This is a genomic window from Agrobacterium sp. GW821-FHT02D03, from assembly GCF_059421725.1.
In genome coordinates this window covers 410,019-423,759 of the sequence record NZ_JBWKVN010000001.1, presented here as the reverse complement: position 1 = coordinate 423,759, position 13,741 = coordinate 410,019, and the positions used below count along the sequence as shown (strand labels likewise).

The window sequence follows — 13,741 nt, the reverse complement described above, 5'->3', positions numbered from 1 at the left end:
TGTCCGCACGAGAAAATTGCTTCCGCAACATTCAGGTCCGGCGCTAGGTGATGTTCACGCCGGCCGCTGGCGTGGTTGAGACCCATATAGATAATTTCGCTAAAACGTGCCAGACCAACGAACGGCTAATTTCGATTTTTTTTGATCGAGATGATGAAATTCTTAAACGAGGCGGAGCAGTGCATCTGACAGCGGAAAATCTTGGCGTCAGACGGGGCGAAGATTTCATATTCATGAACGTTTCTCTCCAGTTAACGGATGGCGACGCTCTCGTTCTCACAGGCCCCAACGGATCGGGCAAATCCACGCTTCTGCGCGTCCTTGCGGGGCTCCTGCCCGCCGAGGCGGGCACCATAAAGATAGCCGGCGAAGGAATAGAAAAGGGCACTCGTCCCGCCGAAGTCAGCCACTATCTTGGCCACCGCAACGCCATGAAGCAGGAACTGACGGTTTACGAAAACCTGTCCTTCTGGAAACGCTTTCTCGGTGATTTCAACGGCACGCCGTCTGTATCGATTGAAGAGTCCGCGGACATTGTCGGGCTTGCCGGCATCACCCACCTGCCCTTCGGTTATCTCTCCGCCGGCCAGCAGCGGCGATTCGCCATGGCGAAGCTGCTCGTGGCGTGGAAGCCGATCTGGATCCTGGATGAACCGACGGCGGCGCTGGATGCGGAAGCGGACCGGATGTTCACCGGATTGGTGAAGGCGCATCTTGCCAAGGGCGGAATGGTGATTGCCGCAACCCACCAGCCGCTGGGGTTGGAGGAGGCACAGGAATTGCGGATGACGGGGTTTGCTGGGGTGGAGGAGGTTTATTGATGGGCTCTTTCGTTACCACCTTCGTCGCAGACAGTACCCCCCTCTGCCCTGCCGGGCATCTCCCCCTCAAGGGGGGAGATCTGCAAGAGGCGTGCTCTCCGCTCCGTCTTCAAGAGCTGAGAGGGGCGAGACCGTGCCGCGATTCGATCTCCCCCCTTGAGGGGGAGATGCCAGGCAGGGCAGAGGGGGGTCAGCAACCAAAGCCCCAGCACAGACTTCCCAAAAGAGGGAGTACGCCACGATGATCGCCCTCTTCCTACGAGACCTCAAACTCTCCATCCGCGCCGGCGGCGGCGCGCTGATCGGCGTTCTCTTTTTCATGACCGTCGTCGCCGTCATCCCCTTCGGTGTCGGACCGGACCTCAATCTCCTGTCTCGCATTGGACCTGCCATCGTCTGGATCGGCGCGCTGCTCGCAGCCCTCCTCGGCCTCGACCGCCTGTTCCAGGCAGAACGCGACGACGGCTCTCTCGATCTGATCCTGATGCATGAAAATCCGCTGGTGCTGACGGTTCTGATCAAATGCCTGGCGCACTGGACCGCAACCGGCCTGCCGCTGGTCGTCGCCTCGCCGCTTCTCGGCCTGTTCATGAATATGGGTGAAGTCGCCATTGGCGCCGTCATGCTGACGCTGCTTGTCGGAACGCCGGCCCTTACCTTCATCGGCGCGGTTGGTGCGGCGGTTGCCGTGGCGCTGCCACGCGGTGGTCTGCTGGTGTCGATCCTCGTTCTGCCGCTCGCCATCCCCGTGCTGATCTTCGGCGTCAGTGCGTCTTATGCCGCGGTGGAAGATCCGGCCCCCTTCATGCCGCCCTTCCTGATCCTGATTGCCATCACGCTCTTTTCATCGGTGGTCGGTCCGTTCTTCGCAGCTTTGGCATTGCGCAATTCCGCCGATTGACAAGGATCAATTGCCGCGGCTTCGTCCGCATTGTAAAAGGGCCTTGCCCGCGGCCAGAAAGATGCCATGACCAATACGAGCCTAGCCATCACCAAATTCAGCGATCTCGCCAATCCCACACGGTTTCTGGCGCTGTCGTCACGCCTGTTGCCGTGGCTTGCGGGGCTCTCAGCCCTTTGTCTGCTGGCTGGCCTCTATCTCGCCTTCTCAACGGACGGCGATTACCAGCAGGGCAATACGGTACGCATCATGTATGTGCATGTGCCCGCCGCCTGGCTTTCGATGATGTGCTACACCGTCATGGCGCTCTCTGCCATCGGCACGCTGGTCTGGCGCCATCCGCTGGCCGATGTCAGCCATAAATCCGCAGCGCCGATTGGTGCTGCCTTTACGCTGATTGCGCTGATCACCGGCTCGCTCTGGGGCAAGCCCATGTGGGGCACATGGTGGGTGTGGGATGCGCGCCTGACTTCCGTCTTCATTCTGTTTCTGATGTATCTCGGCCTGATTGCCTTCAACAAGGCGATGGACGACCCGTCAAAGGCGGCGCGCGTCAGTGCGGTTCTGATCCTCGTCGGCTTCGTCAACATCCCGATCATCAAGTTTTCCGTCGAATGGTGGAATACGCTGCACCAGCCGGCAAGCGTGATGCGCATGGATGGCCCGGCCATCGATCCGGAATTCCTCTGGCCGCTGCTGACCATGGCTGTCGGCTTCACCCTGCTGTTCTTCACGCTTCATCTTGCCGCCATGCGCAACGAGATCATGCGCCGGCGCATCGCCGCGCAACGACGCCTTGCCGCGCGTGCTGCCGGAAGGGGAGCGTGACACCATGACCCACGCCTTTTACATCGGCATGTCCTACGCGCTGACCGGCCTGATCGTCCTGGGGCTGATTGCCTGGGTCTGGCTCGACGGACGCGCGCGCAAGCGCGAACTGAAGGAGCTGGAAGCGCTCGGCATCCGCCGCCGCTCCCGTCCGGCCAAAACCGAGGCATCCTCGACATGAGCGACAAACAAGCCTCTCCTTCCGCATCGCGCGGTCGCTCGCGCTACGTGCTCGCACTCCTGCCGCTGCTGGTCTTTGGTGGCTTCGCCGCGATTGCGGCCAAGATGCTCTATGAGCAGGACGTCAACGGCCTCGATGTCAGCGCCATTCCCTCGGCACTGATCGGCACGAAGGCGCCTGCGCTGGCGCTGCCGCCACTGGAGGGCTCCAATGTACCGGCGCTCACCGATGCGGCCATTACCGGCAAGCTGACGCTGGTCAACGTCTTTGCCTCCTGGTGCGTGCCCTGCAGGCAGGAGCACCCGATGCTGAAGGAGTTGTCGAAGGACAGGCGCCTCAACATTGTCGGCATCAATTACAAGGACAAGGCCGACAACGCCGTGCGCTTTCTTGGCGAACTCGGCAATCCCTATGCCGCCATCGGCATCGATCCAAATGGCAGGGCGGCGATCGACTGGGGTGTCTACGGCATTCCGGAAACCTATCTCGTCGGTCCGGATGGCACGATCCTCTACAAGAAGGTCGGCCCGATCGACGTGACGACCTATGAGCGTGAACTGATCCCGGCAATCGAAAGCGCTGCTGCCGGCGATTGATGGCAGCGGTGATAGTCGTCAGCTGGCAACCACTTTGAGGCTTGGAACAGGCGTGACACCCAGAAGCGCAATTCCTTCCTGGACAACCTGATTTCGGCCCGCTTCCTTCGCCCTGTAGAGGAAGCCATCGGCCCGCGAAATCGCATCATGGATGGAGTGGTCGCCAAGCGCGATGGCGGATACACCGAAGCTGCTGGTGATATGGACCGGAAACGGACCTTCGGACCAGTTGCGGACGGCAAAGGCACTGCGCGCCATATTGGCCAGTATCGCAAGCTGCGAGGCCGGCATGTCTGGAACATAGGCGACGAATTCCTCCCCGCCAAAACGCGCAACCTTGGCACTGGCCGGCAGAGTTTCCTTCAGAAGCGATGCAAGCGCGACGATCACCCGATCGCCGGTGGCATGACCGAAGCGGTCATTGACCGACTTGAAGTGATCGATATCGCAAATCAGAACTGCGCCTGAAGGCAGTGGCGTCAACCGGAAGTCCGGAGCGGAAAGATCGAAACCCCGCCGATTAAGAAGCCCGGTGAGCGGATCGTGGTCTGCTTCCAGCCGGTGCTGTTCGATAACATCGGCTATCGCACTACCGAGCACCGAAAGCGCCATGAGGAAGCCGCAGATGCTGGCGGTGAACTGCGCCAGATAGGAATAATCCGAGGTAAAATAGGCACCCACGCTTTCCGGCGAGGAGCCGGTCGTAAACCACAGGAATATGCCGACCCGCATCAACGTCTCTGCGACCACCAGCGAGACAGCGACCAGCAGAACCTTGTCCATCAGGTTTCGTATCTTGCGGCGAACGAGAAAAATGGACGGGGCAAGAATGAGCGCAAGCGCCAGATCCGATGTCGCAAGCTCGTTTCGCAGGTTTGGCTGAACCAGGATGAAGAAGCAGACGGCAAGATAGGCCACGGCGGCAGCACCGAGCCGCATCGTCACATAGGTCGGCGCTCCAAACTGGAGGAGAAGAGCGTGACCATAAAGGACAAAGGCGGCAAGGAAGACGAAATTGGCCAGTAGTGCCCCGACAAGATCAAAACTCTCCGGCAGAACCATCGGCAGGGCAAAGCCGACAGCACCCAGAATGTAGCCGAGACCCCAGTAGCGACCGGCGCGAAAGCCCATGACCTGCAAGCCGAGGAAAACGGACCCGAATGTAACCATAATGAAGGGCAGCAGATAGGCAAAATTATCCTGCAAGACGTCGGCCTTCGCGCATGGAAAGGGAGAGGTCCGCAGTTCTAACGGACCTTTCTTAACAAAGCCTCCGCCTTACTGCAGAATGACGTGAGATCAGGCGCCGGGAAGCGCATTTTGCCATTCCTTGATGGCATCCACCGGCCAGACCAGCATCAGGACATTCAAGGTGAGGTTGTCGCGGATCAACCAGCCGGTGAAAATCTCAAAGAAAATCGCGATCAGAACGGTCAGCCACACCGGCACGCGTGCAGCAAAGAAGAAGCCCACGATCATGAAGACCGTGTCCATCGCCGAATTGAGAATGCTGTCGCCGCTATAGCCGAGCGCCATGGTGGCATTGCGGTAGCGATCGATGATGATCGGGGAGTTTTCAAGCAGTTCCCAGGCCGCTTCGACCAGAACGGCGAGAGACAGCCGAAACGACAAGGGCTTGCTGCGGAAGAGAAGCCAGGCAAACCCGTAAAACAGGAAGCCGTGGATGATGTGGGACGGCGTGTACCAGTCGGCGATGTGCTGTGAGTTACCGGGCGTATTCACCCCCGGTTCGAACAGCTTCACATAGCCGCATTCGCAGATTGGAACGCGGCCCATCATGTAGAGAATGACGATCTGCGCGAGCAGCAGCCCTACTGCCACCCAATACCACTTGACCGAAGACGAGCGGTCGGCAGGCACAACCGTCGTGGTCATTTGTCGTCCTTGTTCAGGGGTTCGACGGAGTGGCGCATGACGAGCGGCATCTGGGCCATGGTGAAGATGATGGTGATCGGCATGGTGCCCCACACCTTGAAGGCAACCCAGGTATCGGTGGAGAAGTTGCGCCAGACGACTTCGTTCAGCACCGCAAGAAAGAGGAAGAAGATGCCCCAGCGGAGCGTCAGCTTGCGCCAGCCCTCATCCGTCAGCTTGAAGGCAGAGTTGAAGACATAGCCGAGCAAGGACTGGCCGAAGAACAACCCACCCAGCAGAATGACGCCGAACAGCGTGTTGACGATGGTCGGCTTCATCTTGATGAAAGTATCGTTCTGCAAATAGAGCGTCAGCGCACCGAAGACCAGAACGACAAGGCCGGAGATCAGCGGCATCATCGGCAGGGTTCTGGTGAGGATCCAGGAGACGGTGAGCGCGAGCGCGGTGGCGATCATGAAGAGGCCGGTGGCGATGAAGATCGGACCGCCGAATTCATGCAGAACGGGAAGCTTTTCCGCCAGCCAGTCGCCCTTGGAGTTGGCAAAGAAGAAGACGACGAGCGGTCCGAGTTCTAAAACGAACTTCAGGAGCGGGCTGATTTCCCGCACCATCTTTTCGCTTTCGCGCTGATTGCTCTCAACATCCATACTCAAACTCCCGCAATCGCCTTGGCGAAATCTTCTGCTTCGAACGGCTCCAGATCGTCCACACCTTCGCCCACGCCGATGAAATAGACCGGCAACTTATGCTTGGCAGCGATCGCAACGAGGATACCGCCGCGCGCCGTGCCATCCAACTTTGTCATAATCAGGCCCGAGACGCCCGCGACGTTGCGGAAAATCTCCACCTGGTTCATGGCGTTCTGACCCGTCGTCGCATCCAGCGTCTGAAGAACGGTATGCGGCGCCTCCGGATCGAGCTTGGCCAGCACGCGCACGATCTTTTCCAGCTCGGCCATCAGCTCGGTCTTGTTCTGCAGACGGCCCGCCGTATCGATGATCAGCACGTCGCTCTTTTTTGCCCGCGCCTGCTCATAGGCATCATAGGCAAGCCCTGCGGCATCGGCGCCAAGCTTGGTGCCGAGGAAATCCGATCCGGTGCGATCCGCCCAGATCTTCAGCTGCTCGATGGCAGCCGCACGGAATGTATCGCCGGCTGCCAGCATCACCTTCAGGCCGGAGCCGGAGAGTTTTGCCGCAAGCTTGCCGATGGTGGTGGTCTTGCCGGTGCCATTGACGCCAACCACCAGAATGACATGCGGCTTGTGCGACAGATCGAGTTCCAGCGGCTTGGCGACAGGCAGAAGAACCTTGGTGATCTCGCTTGCCATGATCTTTGCGACATCCTCGCCGCTGACATCCTTGCCGTAGCGCTCCGATGACAGCGCGCCGGTAATGCGCATGGCGGTCTCGACGCCAAGGTCGGACTGGATCAGCAGATCTTCCAGCTCATCCAGCGTGTCTTCATCGAGCTTGCGCTTGGTGAAGAGGGCCGAAATCTGGTTCGTCAGTTGCGAAGAGGTGCGCGCAAGGCCGGCACGCAGGCGCTGGAACCAGGTAAGCTTCAGTTCAGCTGCGACCTCGACCGGCTCGACGCGATCCGCAGCCGACGCAAAGCCCTTTGGAAGAGCTGCCGGAACGGCAGGAGACAGAGCAGCAGGTGGAATGCCGCTCGCGGCTTCTGCCTCGTCCAGAATATCATTCAGCGCATGCTCGTTGAGAGGCGCATCGACAGACGCCGTGTCCCGCGCATCACCATCGACGCTGTCTTCAGCGGCTGCTTCGGCCTCCAGCAGGGAGAGCGGCACCATGCCGATATCGCCAACCAGTTCAGGCCCTGGCAGAAGCGGCGCGTCTTCCTCATCCTGCTCGTCGCCGAGGTCAGCATCGGCAACGTCAGCCACCTGCTCGACCTCGTCGGAAGCAGGTCCTGCGGCGGTTTCCATCTCCACATCGGGAACAGGGTCTTCGGCGGGCAGCGTGTGGGCTTCCGCCTCGTTTAGCGCCTCTTCGAAGGCGCTACGCTCCTCCTGGCGAGAAACGGCCTCTTCGCTTTCCAGCTTATCCGTCTCGGCCTTGTCCTTGCCGAACGAAAAGACTTTTTTGATGAAGCCGAGGGCCATGACTGTTCCGTCTCTAGATTCTTCAGGCCGCTTGCGCCGCCAGATATTGCATATTCAAGTGCTTACCGTTGTGACCCGTAATCACAACCCGCGCAAGAGTGCGGGGCGCAAGATCGGGTGCCGCCACCAGGGTAAAGTTGTCGGTATGGGCAAAACCGTTATTTTCAACGAGGATCGTCTGTTCGCTGCCCACCATGTTTTCGAGGTGGGCGATGCGCAGCGCCTCCCCACGCGCGCGCAGCTTTGCCGCCCGTTCCTTCACCAAAGCGCGGTCGAGTTGCGGCATTCTTGCGGCAGGCGTGCCGGGGCGAGGGCTATAGGGAAAGACATGCAGGCTGGAAATGCCGCACTCTTCCGCCAGGGTGGCGGCATTCTCTGCCATCTCGTCGGTCTCGGTGGGAAAGCCGGCGATCATGTCCGCGCCGAACGCGATATCCGGGCGTAGCGAGCGGACCTCGCGACAGAAGCGGATGGCATCGTCACGCAGATGCCGGCGCTTCATCCGCTTCAGGATCATGTCGTCGCCATGTTGGAGCGACAGATGCAGATGCGGCATGAAGCGCGGTTCGTCGGCGATCAGGTCCATCAGGTGGCGATCCGCCTCAATGCTGTCGATAGAGGAGAGCCTCAGCCGCAGAATATCCGGCACCTGCTTCAACAGCGTTTTCGCCAGATAACCGAGCGAGGGCTCACCCGGCAGATCGGCGCCATAGCTTGTGGCATCCACGCCGGTCAGGACGATTTCGCGATAACCGCCTTCGGTCAGCTTGCGGGCCTGGTCCGCCACCGCACCCATCGGCACGGAGCGGGAATTGCCGCGTCCATAGGGGATGATGCAGAAGGTGCAGCGGTGATCGCAGCCATTCTGCACCTGAATGAAGGCGCGCACATGCCCATCGATGTGCTTGACCATCTGCGGCGCGGTGGCCTTGACGCTCATGATGTCGTTGACGCGCAGCTTCTCTTCCGCCGAAACGCCGAAATCCGGCAGTGCGCGATAGGAGGTGCTTTTCAGCTTCTCCTCATTGCCGAGAACGGCATCGACTTCCGGCATGGCGGCAAAGGTCTGCTTCTCGGTCTGGGCAGCGCAACCGGTGACGATGATGCGCGCATGCGGATTGTCGCGCCGCGCCCGGCGGATCGCCTGACGCGCCTGGCGCACAGCCTCCCCCGTCACCGCACAGGTATTGACCAGCACAGCATTGTTGAGCCCCGCCTTTTCGGCCTCAGCCCGCATCACTTCCGATTCATAGGTATTGAGGCGGCAGCCGAAGGTTATGACCTCAACGCCGCTCATAAGACGCCCTGCTTCTCGCCCGCCTCTCGAGTCCCCACCTCTTGAGTCGCCAAGCCCCGCGTCCATGCGCCGGTCACGGGATCGACCTGCCCGGCCCACTCCCACTCGGCAGGACCGGTCATGATGACGTGGTTGTCTTCGCGCCATTCGATGATAAGCGGAATGCGAACGGGACTGGAGGCCACATCGATCTCGACGCGACGACCGGTGCGTCCGGTCCGAGCGCCCGAGACGGCGGCAGCGCAAGCCGCCGACCCGCAGGCAAGTGTCAGTCCAGCGCCGCGTTCGAAGGTGCGGGTGCGAAGCCGGCTGTCGGAGATGACCTGCGCCAGCGTGATATTGGCCTTTTCCGGAAACATCGGATGGCTCTCGAGCAGTGGCCCGATCCGTTCCAGATCGAAGTCCATCGGATCGCGATCCACCCAGAAGACAGCATGCGGGTTGCCCATGGAGATGACCGATGGCGAATGCAGCACGGGATCGTCGATGGGTCCGATCTGCAATTCGATGCGGCTGGTATCGTGAAACTCTTCCGAAAGCGGAATATCGCTCCAGCGGAAACGCGGCAGACCCATATCGACGGAAATCATCCCGTCCTGATGCTCGCTGGCATTCAGGATGCCGGCGACCGTCTGAAAGGTGAAGGCCTTCTTACCGGTCTCGGCAGCCAGCGCCTGCACCACGCAGCGTGTGCCATTGCCACAGGCCTGCGCCTTCGTACCATCGCAGTTGAGAATGTCGATATAGGCATCGGTGCCCGCAATGCGTGGATCATGGATCGCCATGATCTGGTCGAAAGCGGTGTCCGGATCGGCGTTGAGGGCGATGGCCGCTTGCGGCGAGACCATGTCTTTGCGGCCGCGCATATCGACAACCAGGATCTTGTTGCCAAGCCCGTTCATCTTCGCGAATTCGACCGTCTGCGTCATGTCCCTACACCCATTGGAGATGCGCGCCCCGTGCGGGCGCATTCGCCCTTATATGGCGGAATTGCAGGGCAATTACCAGTCTGGCTACGGCAAAAGCCTTTGCGCCTGTAAGCTGAAAACAAAACACCCCCGGAGCGATCCAGGGGTGCGGAACTCTTCATAGCAATGGGGTACTTACTGCCACTCACGCACGTCGACGAAATGGCCGGCAACCGCGGCGGCCGCCGCCATGGCGGGCGAGACCAGATGTGTGCGGCTCTTGTAACCCTGACGGCCTTCGAAGTTGCGGTTGGAAGTAGACGCGCAACGCTCGCCCGGCGCCAGACGGTCGTCATTCATCGCCAGGCACATGGAGCAGCCAGGCTCGCGCCATTCGAAACCAGCCTCGAGGAAGATCTTGTCCAGACCTTCCTTCTCCGCCTGTTCCTTGACGAGACCCGAGCCCGGAACGATCATCGCCGAAACGGTCGGTGCGACCTTGCGACCTTCGACGATCTTGGCGGCGGCGCGCAGATCCTCGATGCGGCCATTGGTGCAGGAGCCGATGAAGACGCGGTCGATGGCGATATCGGTCATCTTGGTGCCGGGCTTCAGGCCCATATAGTCGAGCGCACGCCACTTGGAATTGCGCTTGTTCTCATCGGCGATGTCGTCCGGGTTCGGCACGATGCCCTGAACCGAAACGACATCTTCCGGAGAAGAGCCCCAGGAGACGATCGGCGGCAGGCTGGCAGCGTCCAGGATAACGACCTTGTCGTAATGGGCACCCTCATCCGATTTCAGCGTCTTCCAATAGGCAATCGCCTGCTCCAGCGTTTCGCCCTGCGGCGCGCGCGGCTTGTCCTTGATGTAATCAAAGGTCGTCTCGTCCGGCGCGATCAGGCCAGCGCGTGCGCCACCCTCGATCGTCATATTGCAGACGGTCATGCGGCCTTCCATCGACAGCGAGCGGATCGCCTCGCCGGCAAATTCGATGACGTGGCCCGTGCCGCCGGCAGTACCGATCTCGCCGATGATGGCGAGGATGATGTCCTTGGCGGTCACGCCGTCCGGGATCTTGCCATCGACACGCACCAGCATGTTCTTGGCCTTCTTCTGGATCAGCGTTTGCGTCGCCAGAACGTGCTCGACTTCGGACGTGCCGATACCATGCGCCAAGGCGCCGAAAGCCCCGTGGGTCGAGGTGTGGCTGTCCCCGCAAACGATCGTCATACCCGGCAGCGTGAAACCCTGCTCCGGTCCAACAATGTGAACGATCCCCTGGCGCTTGTCGCGCTCGGAATAATATTCGAGGCCGAATTCCTTGGCGTTGTGCGCCAGTGCTTCCACCTGAATGCGGCTTTCTTCGTTCTTGATGCCTTCCAGACGGTCGGCGGTGGTCGGAACGTTGTGGTCGACGACGGCCAGCGTGCGGGTGGGCGAATGAACCGGGCGACCGGCCAGACGCAGACCCTCGAAAGCTTGCGGCGACGTCACCTCGTGGACCAGGTGACGGTCGATATAGAGAAGACAGGTTCCATCGGGATCGCGGTTGACAACGTGATCATCCCAGATTTTATCATACAGAGTACGCGGAGCGCTCATGGCTTTATCCATTCGAATGTCAAAAAGGAAAGTGGGGACGTGGAGTAAAGGCCGACAGCCTTTTCAGGCCATCAGGCGGACGTAAGTCGACCATTGAACGCGCCGGAAATACGCGCGAAAAATCGTGCCGGCAGACGCTTGTGATCCTGCAGCACGAAAATGTTTGGCGCGAGACATCCGAATTTCGATCCCATGCCTCTCTCATAGCAGATCGGCTTTTCAACAGCAACATGGCGCTTTGTCATTGAAAACAGCCCGACCGGTATTTAAGGATTCTCTTTTTGTGCAATGCAAAAAGAAACGCCGGGCGTTGTGTGCGGGATAGAATTCTCGCGTTAAGCGTTAGCACGGCAATGGGACCGCTTTTTCACGATGCCGTGAAAGCCGCGTGAGAGCCGGTCTCGTCAAATCGGGCAGCACCTCGGCGTGCCGCCGACAGGGAGGGATACATCTTGGTATCTGAAAAAGCACTTATTTCAAAAATCACCTGGCGACTGATGCCCTTTCTCGGGCTTCTCTATCTCATCGCCTATATTGACCGTCAAAATGTCAGCTTCGCCAAACTGCAGATGGTCGGCGATCTGGGCCTGAGCGAATATGCCTACGGCCTCGGCGCGTCGCTGTTCTTCATCGGCTATTTCATCTTCGAAGTGCCGAGCAATCTGCTGCTCAATCGCTTCGGCGCAAGGCTCTGGTTCGCCCGCATCATCATTTCTTGGGGGCTTGTCACCATTGCACTCGCCTACACTTCCAGCCCGACGATGTTCTACATCCTGCGCTTCCTTCTCGGTGTCTGCGAGGCCGGCTTCTTCCCCGGTGTCCTCTATCTCCTGACGCTGTGGTTCCCGCGCGATTATCGCGGCCGCATGGTCGGCCTGTTCATGATCTTCTCGGCACTTGCCAATGCCATCGGCGCGCCACTTGGCGGCATGCTTCTCGATCTGGACGGTCTCTGGGGCTATGCGGGCTGGGAGTGGGTTTTCCTCGCAACCGGCATTCCGGCTGTGATTGCGGGTATCGTCACCATCTTCTATCTCGACGACAAGCCGGAAACGGCTGCGTTCCTGTCCCAGGACGAGAAGGACTGGCTGAACAAGCGCATCGCTTCAGAGAATTCCGGCATGGACGAACATGCAGAGGACGGTTTCCGCGCGCTGATCAATCCGCGCGTCCTCTTCATGTCGCTCTGCTATGTCGGATTTCCGCTCGCCGCCTATGGCCTCAGCTACTGGCTGCCGACCATCGTCAAAAGCTTCGGCGTGTCGAACACCGCGAATGGCTTCATCAACATCATCCCGTGGCTGATCGTTGCCGTTGCCCTCTATCTCGTGCCGTCGGCTGCCGATCGCTCCGAGAAGAAGATCACCTATATCGTGGTGCCTGCCTTCGTTGGCGCCTTCTGCTTGCTGATGTCTGCTCTGATGACATCGCCGGTCGCGCAGTTCGCCTTCCTCTGCATCGCAGCGGCTGGCATCTTTGCCGGACAGCCGGTGTTCTGGAGCCTTCCCGGTCGATTCCTGAAGGGTGCGGGCGCTGCAGCCGGTCTGGCCGCGATCAACTCGGTCGGCAATCTCGGCGGTTTCGTCGCCCAGAACGTCGTTCCCTGGATCAGGGATGAAACGGGAAGCACCATCGCCCCGATGTTCTTCCTCTCGGCCTGCCTGGCGATTGCCGGTGTGCTCGTGATCATCGCCGGACGCATGATCGCCAGGCAGATCACCTCACAGCCGAATTTGAAGGCCTGAGGCCCTCAACGCCCCTGCTTGCGGCGCATCCCTTTTTCGATGCGCCGCAGGATCAGCGACAGTCCGAGCGTCAGGATCAGATAGACGTAAGCGACGATGGAATAGGTCTCGAAGAAGCGGAAGGAGCCGGCCGCATAGACCTTGCCGAGCTGCGTGATATCCGCGACACCCAGCACCGAGACCAGCGAGCTATCCTTCACCATCGAAACGAAGTCATTGGAGAGCGGAGGAAAGATCGTCCGCACCGCCTGCGGAAAGACGACCAGCCGAAAGCGCTGGTAGCGGCTGAGGCCCAGCGCCTTGGCAGCCTCGATCTGACCTTGATCGACAGCCTCGATGCCCGCCCGGAAGATTTCGGCGAGGAATGCTCCGTAGCAAAGCGTCAGCGCCAGGATCGCGCGCCACATCAGCGAAAAGTCGCGCACGATGACGGGCTCGATCCAGCCTGCTGCAATCAGCGGCGTCATCAGCCAATTGACGAAATCCACCAGCAGCGGCGCGCCGGCAAAGGCGATGTAGAACAGCACCACCAGGATCGGAATGCCGCGCATCGTCTCGATGTAGAAACGCGCAATCTGCCGCAGGACAATATGATCGGCCATGCCCAGAAGGGCAATCAACAGACCCCAGAGGCAGGCGAGAAGGAAGGCCACCAGCGTGACGAAGATCGTCATGCCGATGCCATTGATGACGGTGGTAAAGACCTGGGCATAGACGCCATTGACGGCAATCACCACGGCAAGAATGGCGCCGATACCGACCAGCGCCACCAGCCACCAGGGGAAATCATCCGTCGCATGTTTTGAATGCGGACGGTTCACGCCGGAACGCTCCAAGGCGA

General features: G+C 60.0%; 14 protein-coding genes. 6 read left to right on the top strand and 8 right to left on the bottom strand.

Going from position 1 to position 13,741, the window contains the following annotated elements; translation table 11 throughout:
• The first annotated feature begins 179 nt into the window (after positions 1 to 179).
• The 5 genes from ccmA (at position 180) to AC07U5_RS01925 (ending at position 3,327) form a co-directional block, all read left to right on the top strand.
• Positions 180 to 821, top strand: a complete 642-nt coding sequence (gene ccmA / locus AC07U5_RS01945) for a heme ABC exporter ATP-binding protein CcmA (RefSeq protein WP_494723240.1) — start codon at positions 180 to 182, stop codon at positions 819 to 821.
• Positions 822 to 1,062: 241 nt separating this feature from the next.
• On the top strand, positions 1,063 to 1,722 hold the full coding sequence (ccmB, locus tag AC07U5_RS01940) for a heme exporter protein CcmB (RefSeq protein ID WP_494722145.1): 660 nt from the start codon (positions 1,063 to 1,065) through the stop codon (positions 1,720 to 1,722).
• 66 nt (positions 1,723 to 1,788) lie between these two features.
• The gene (locus AC07U5_RS01935) at positions 1,789 to 2,550 is read left to right on the top strand and encodes a heme ABC transporter permease (protein WP_062424930.1); all 762 of its coding nucleotides are present in this window, start codon (positions 1,789 to 1,791) and stop codon (positions 2,548 to 2,550) included.
• 4 nt (positions 2,551 to 2,554) lie between these two features.
• A complete protein-coding gene (gene ccmD / locus AC07U5_RS01930; RefSeq protein WP_494722144.1) occupies positions 2,555 to 2,731 on the top strand; it encodes a heme exporter protein CcmD in 177 nt (58 codons plus the stop codon).
• Positions 2,728 to 3,327 (top strand): DsbE family thiol:disulfide interchange protein, encoded by a 600-nt coding sequence (locus AC07U5_RS01925; protein WP_494722143.1) that lies wholly within the window; start codon positions 2,728 to 2,730, stop codon positions 3,325 to 3,327. Before ccmD ends, AC07U5_RS01925 begins: the two co-directional genes overlap by 4 nt.
• 18 nt (positions 3,328 to 3,345) lie before the next feature.
• Here AC07U5_RS01925 and AC07U5_RS01920 read toward each other — a convergent pair whose 3' ends face one another.
• From AC07U5_RS01920 to leuC, 7 genes are all read right to left on the bottom strand, one after another.
• On the bottom strand, positions 3,346 to 4,533 hold the full coding sequence (locus AC07U5_RS01920; protein ID WP_494722142.1) for a GGDEF domain-containing protein: 1,188 nt from the start codon (positions 4,531 to 4,533) through the stop codon (positions 3,346 to 3,348).
• Between the two features lie 93 nt (positions 4,534 to 4,626).
• Positions 4,627 to 5,223: a DUF2585 domain-containing protein gene (locus tag AC07U5_RS01915; RefSeq protein WP_494722141.1), complete on the bottom strand. Its 597-nt coding sequence runs from the start codon at positions 5,221 to 5,223 to the stop codon at positions 4,627 to 4,629.
• A complete protein-coding gene (locus tag AC07U5_RS01910; RefSeq protein WP_062424934.1) occupies positions 5,220 to 5,870 on the bottom strand; it encodes a septation protein A in 651 nt (216 codons plus the stop codon). Before AC07U5_RS01910 ends, AC07U5_RS01915 begins: the two co-directional genes overlap by 4 nt.
• 2 nt (positions 5,871 to 5,872) lie before the next feature.
• Entirely contained in the window at positions 5,873 to 7,345 is a 1,473-nt protein-coding gene (ftsY, locus tag AC07U5_RS01905; protein ID WP_494722140.1) for a signal recognition particle-docking protein FtsY, read from the bottom strand.
• Positions 7,346 to 7,367: 22 nt separating this feature from the next.
• Positions 7,368 to 8,642 carry a tRNA (N(6)-L-threonylcarbamoyladenosine(37)-C(2))-methylthiotransferase MtaB gene (gene mtaB, locus AC07U5_RS01900; RefSeq protein ID WP_494722139.1) on the bottom strand — a complete coding sequence of 425 codons (1,275 nt, stop codon included), beginning with the start codon at positions 8,640 to 8,642 and terminating at the stop codon, positions 7,368 to 7,370.
• Complete coding sequence (dapF, locus tag AC07U5_RS01895; protein ID WP_494722138.1) at positions 8,639 to 9,571, bottom strand: diaminopimelate epimerase; 933 nt, start codon at positions 9,569 to 9,571, stop codon at positions 8,639 to 8,641. Before dapF ends, mtaB begins: the two co-directional genes overlap by 4 nt.
• 174 nt (positions 9,572 to 9,745) lie before the next feature.
• On the bottom strand, positions 9,746 to 11,155 hold the full coding sequence (leuC, locus tag AC07U5_RS01890) for a 3-isopropylmalate dehydratase large subunit (RefSeq protein WP_494722137.1): 1,410 nt from the start codon (positions 11,153 to 11,155) through the stop codon (positions 9,746 to 9,748).
• Between the two features lie 452 nt (positions 11,156 to 11,607).
• Between leuC and AC07U5_RS01885 the strand changes: the two genes are divergently transcribed.
• Positions 11,608 to 12,900 (top strand): MFS transporter, encoded by a 1,293-nt coding sequence (locus AC07U5_RS01885; RefSeq protein WP_112954545.1) that lies wholly within the window; start codon positions 11,608 to 11,610, stop codon positions 12,898 to 12,900.
• A 5-nt stretch (positions 12,901 to 12,905) separates the two neighbouring features.
• On the opposite strand, the gene AC07U5_RS01880 is transcribed toward AC07U5_RS01885, so the two are convergent.
• The gene (locus tag AC07U5_RS01880) at positions 12,906 to 13,721 is read right to left on the bottom strand and encodes an amino acid ABC transporter permease (RefSeq protein ID WP_494722136.1); all 816 of its coding nucleotides are present in this window, start codon (positions 13,719 to 13,721) and stop codon (positions 12,906 to 12,908) included.
• Positions 13,722 to 13,741: the final 20 nt, after the last annotated feature.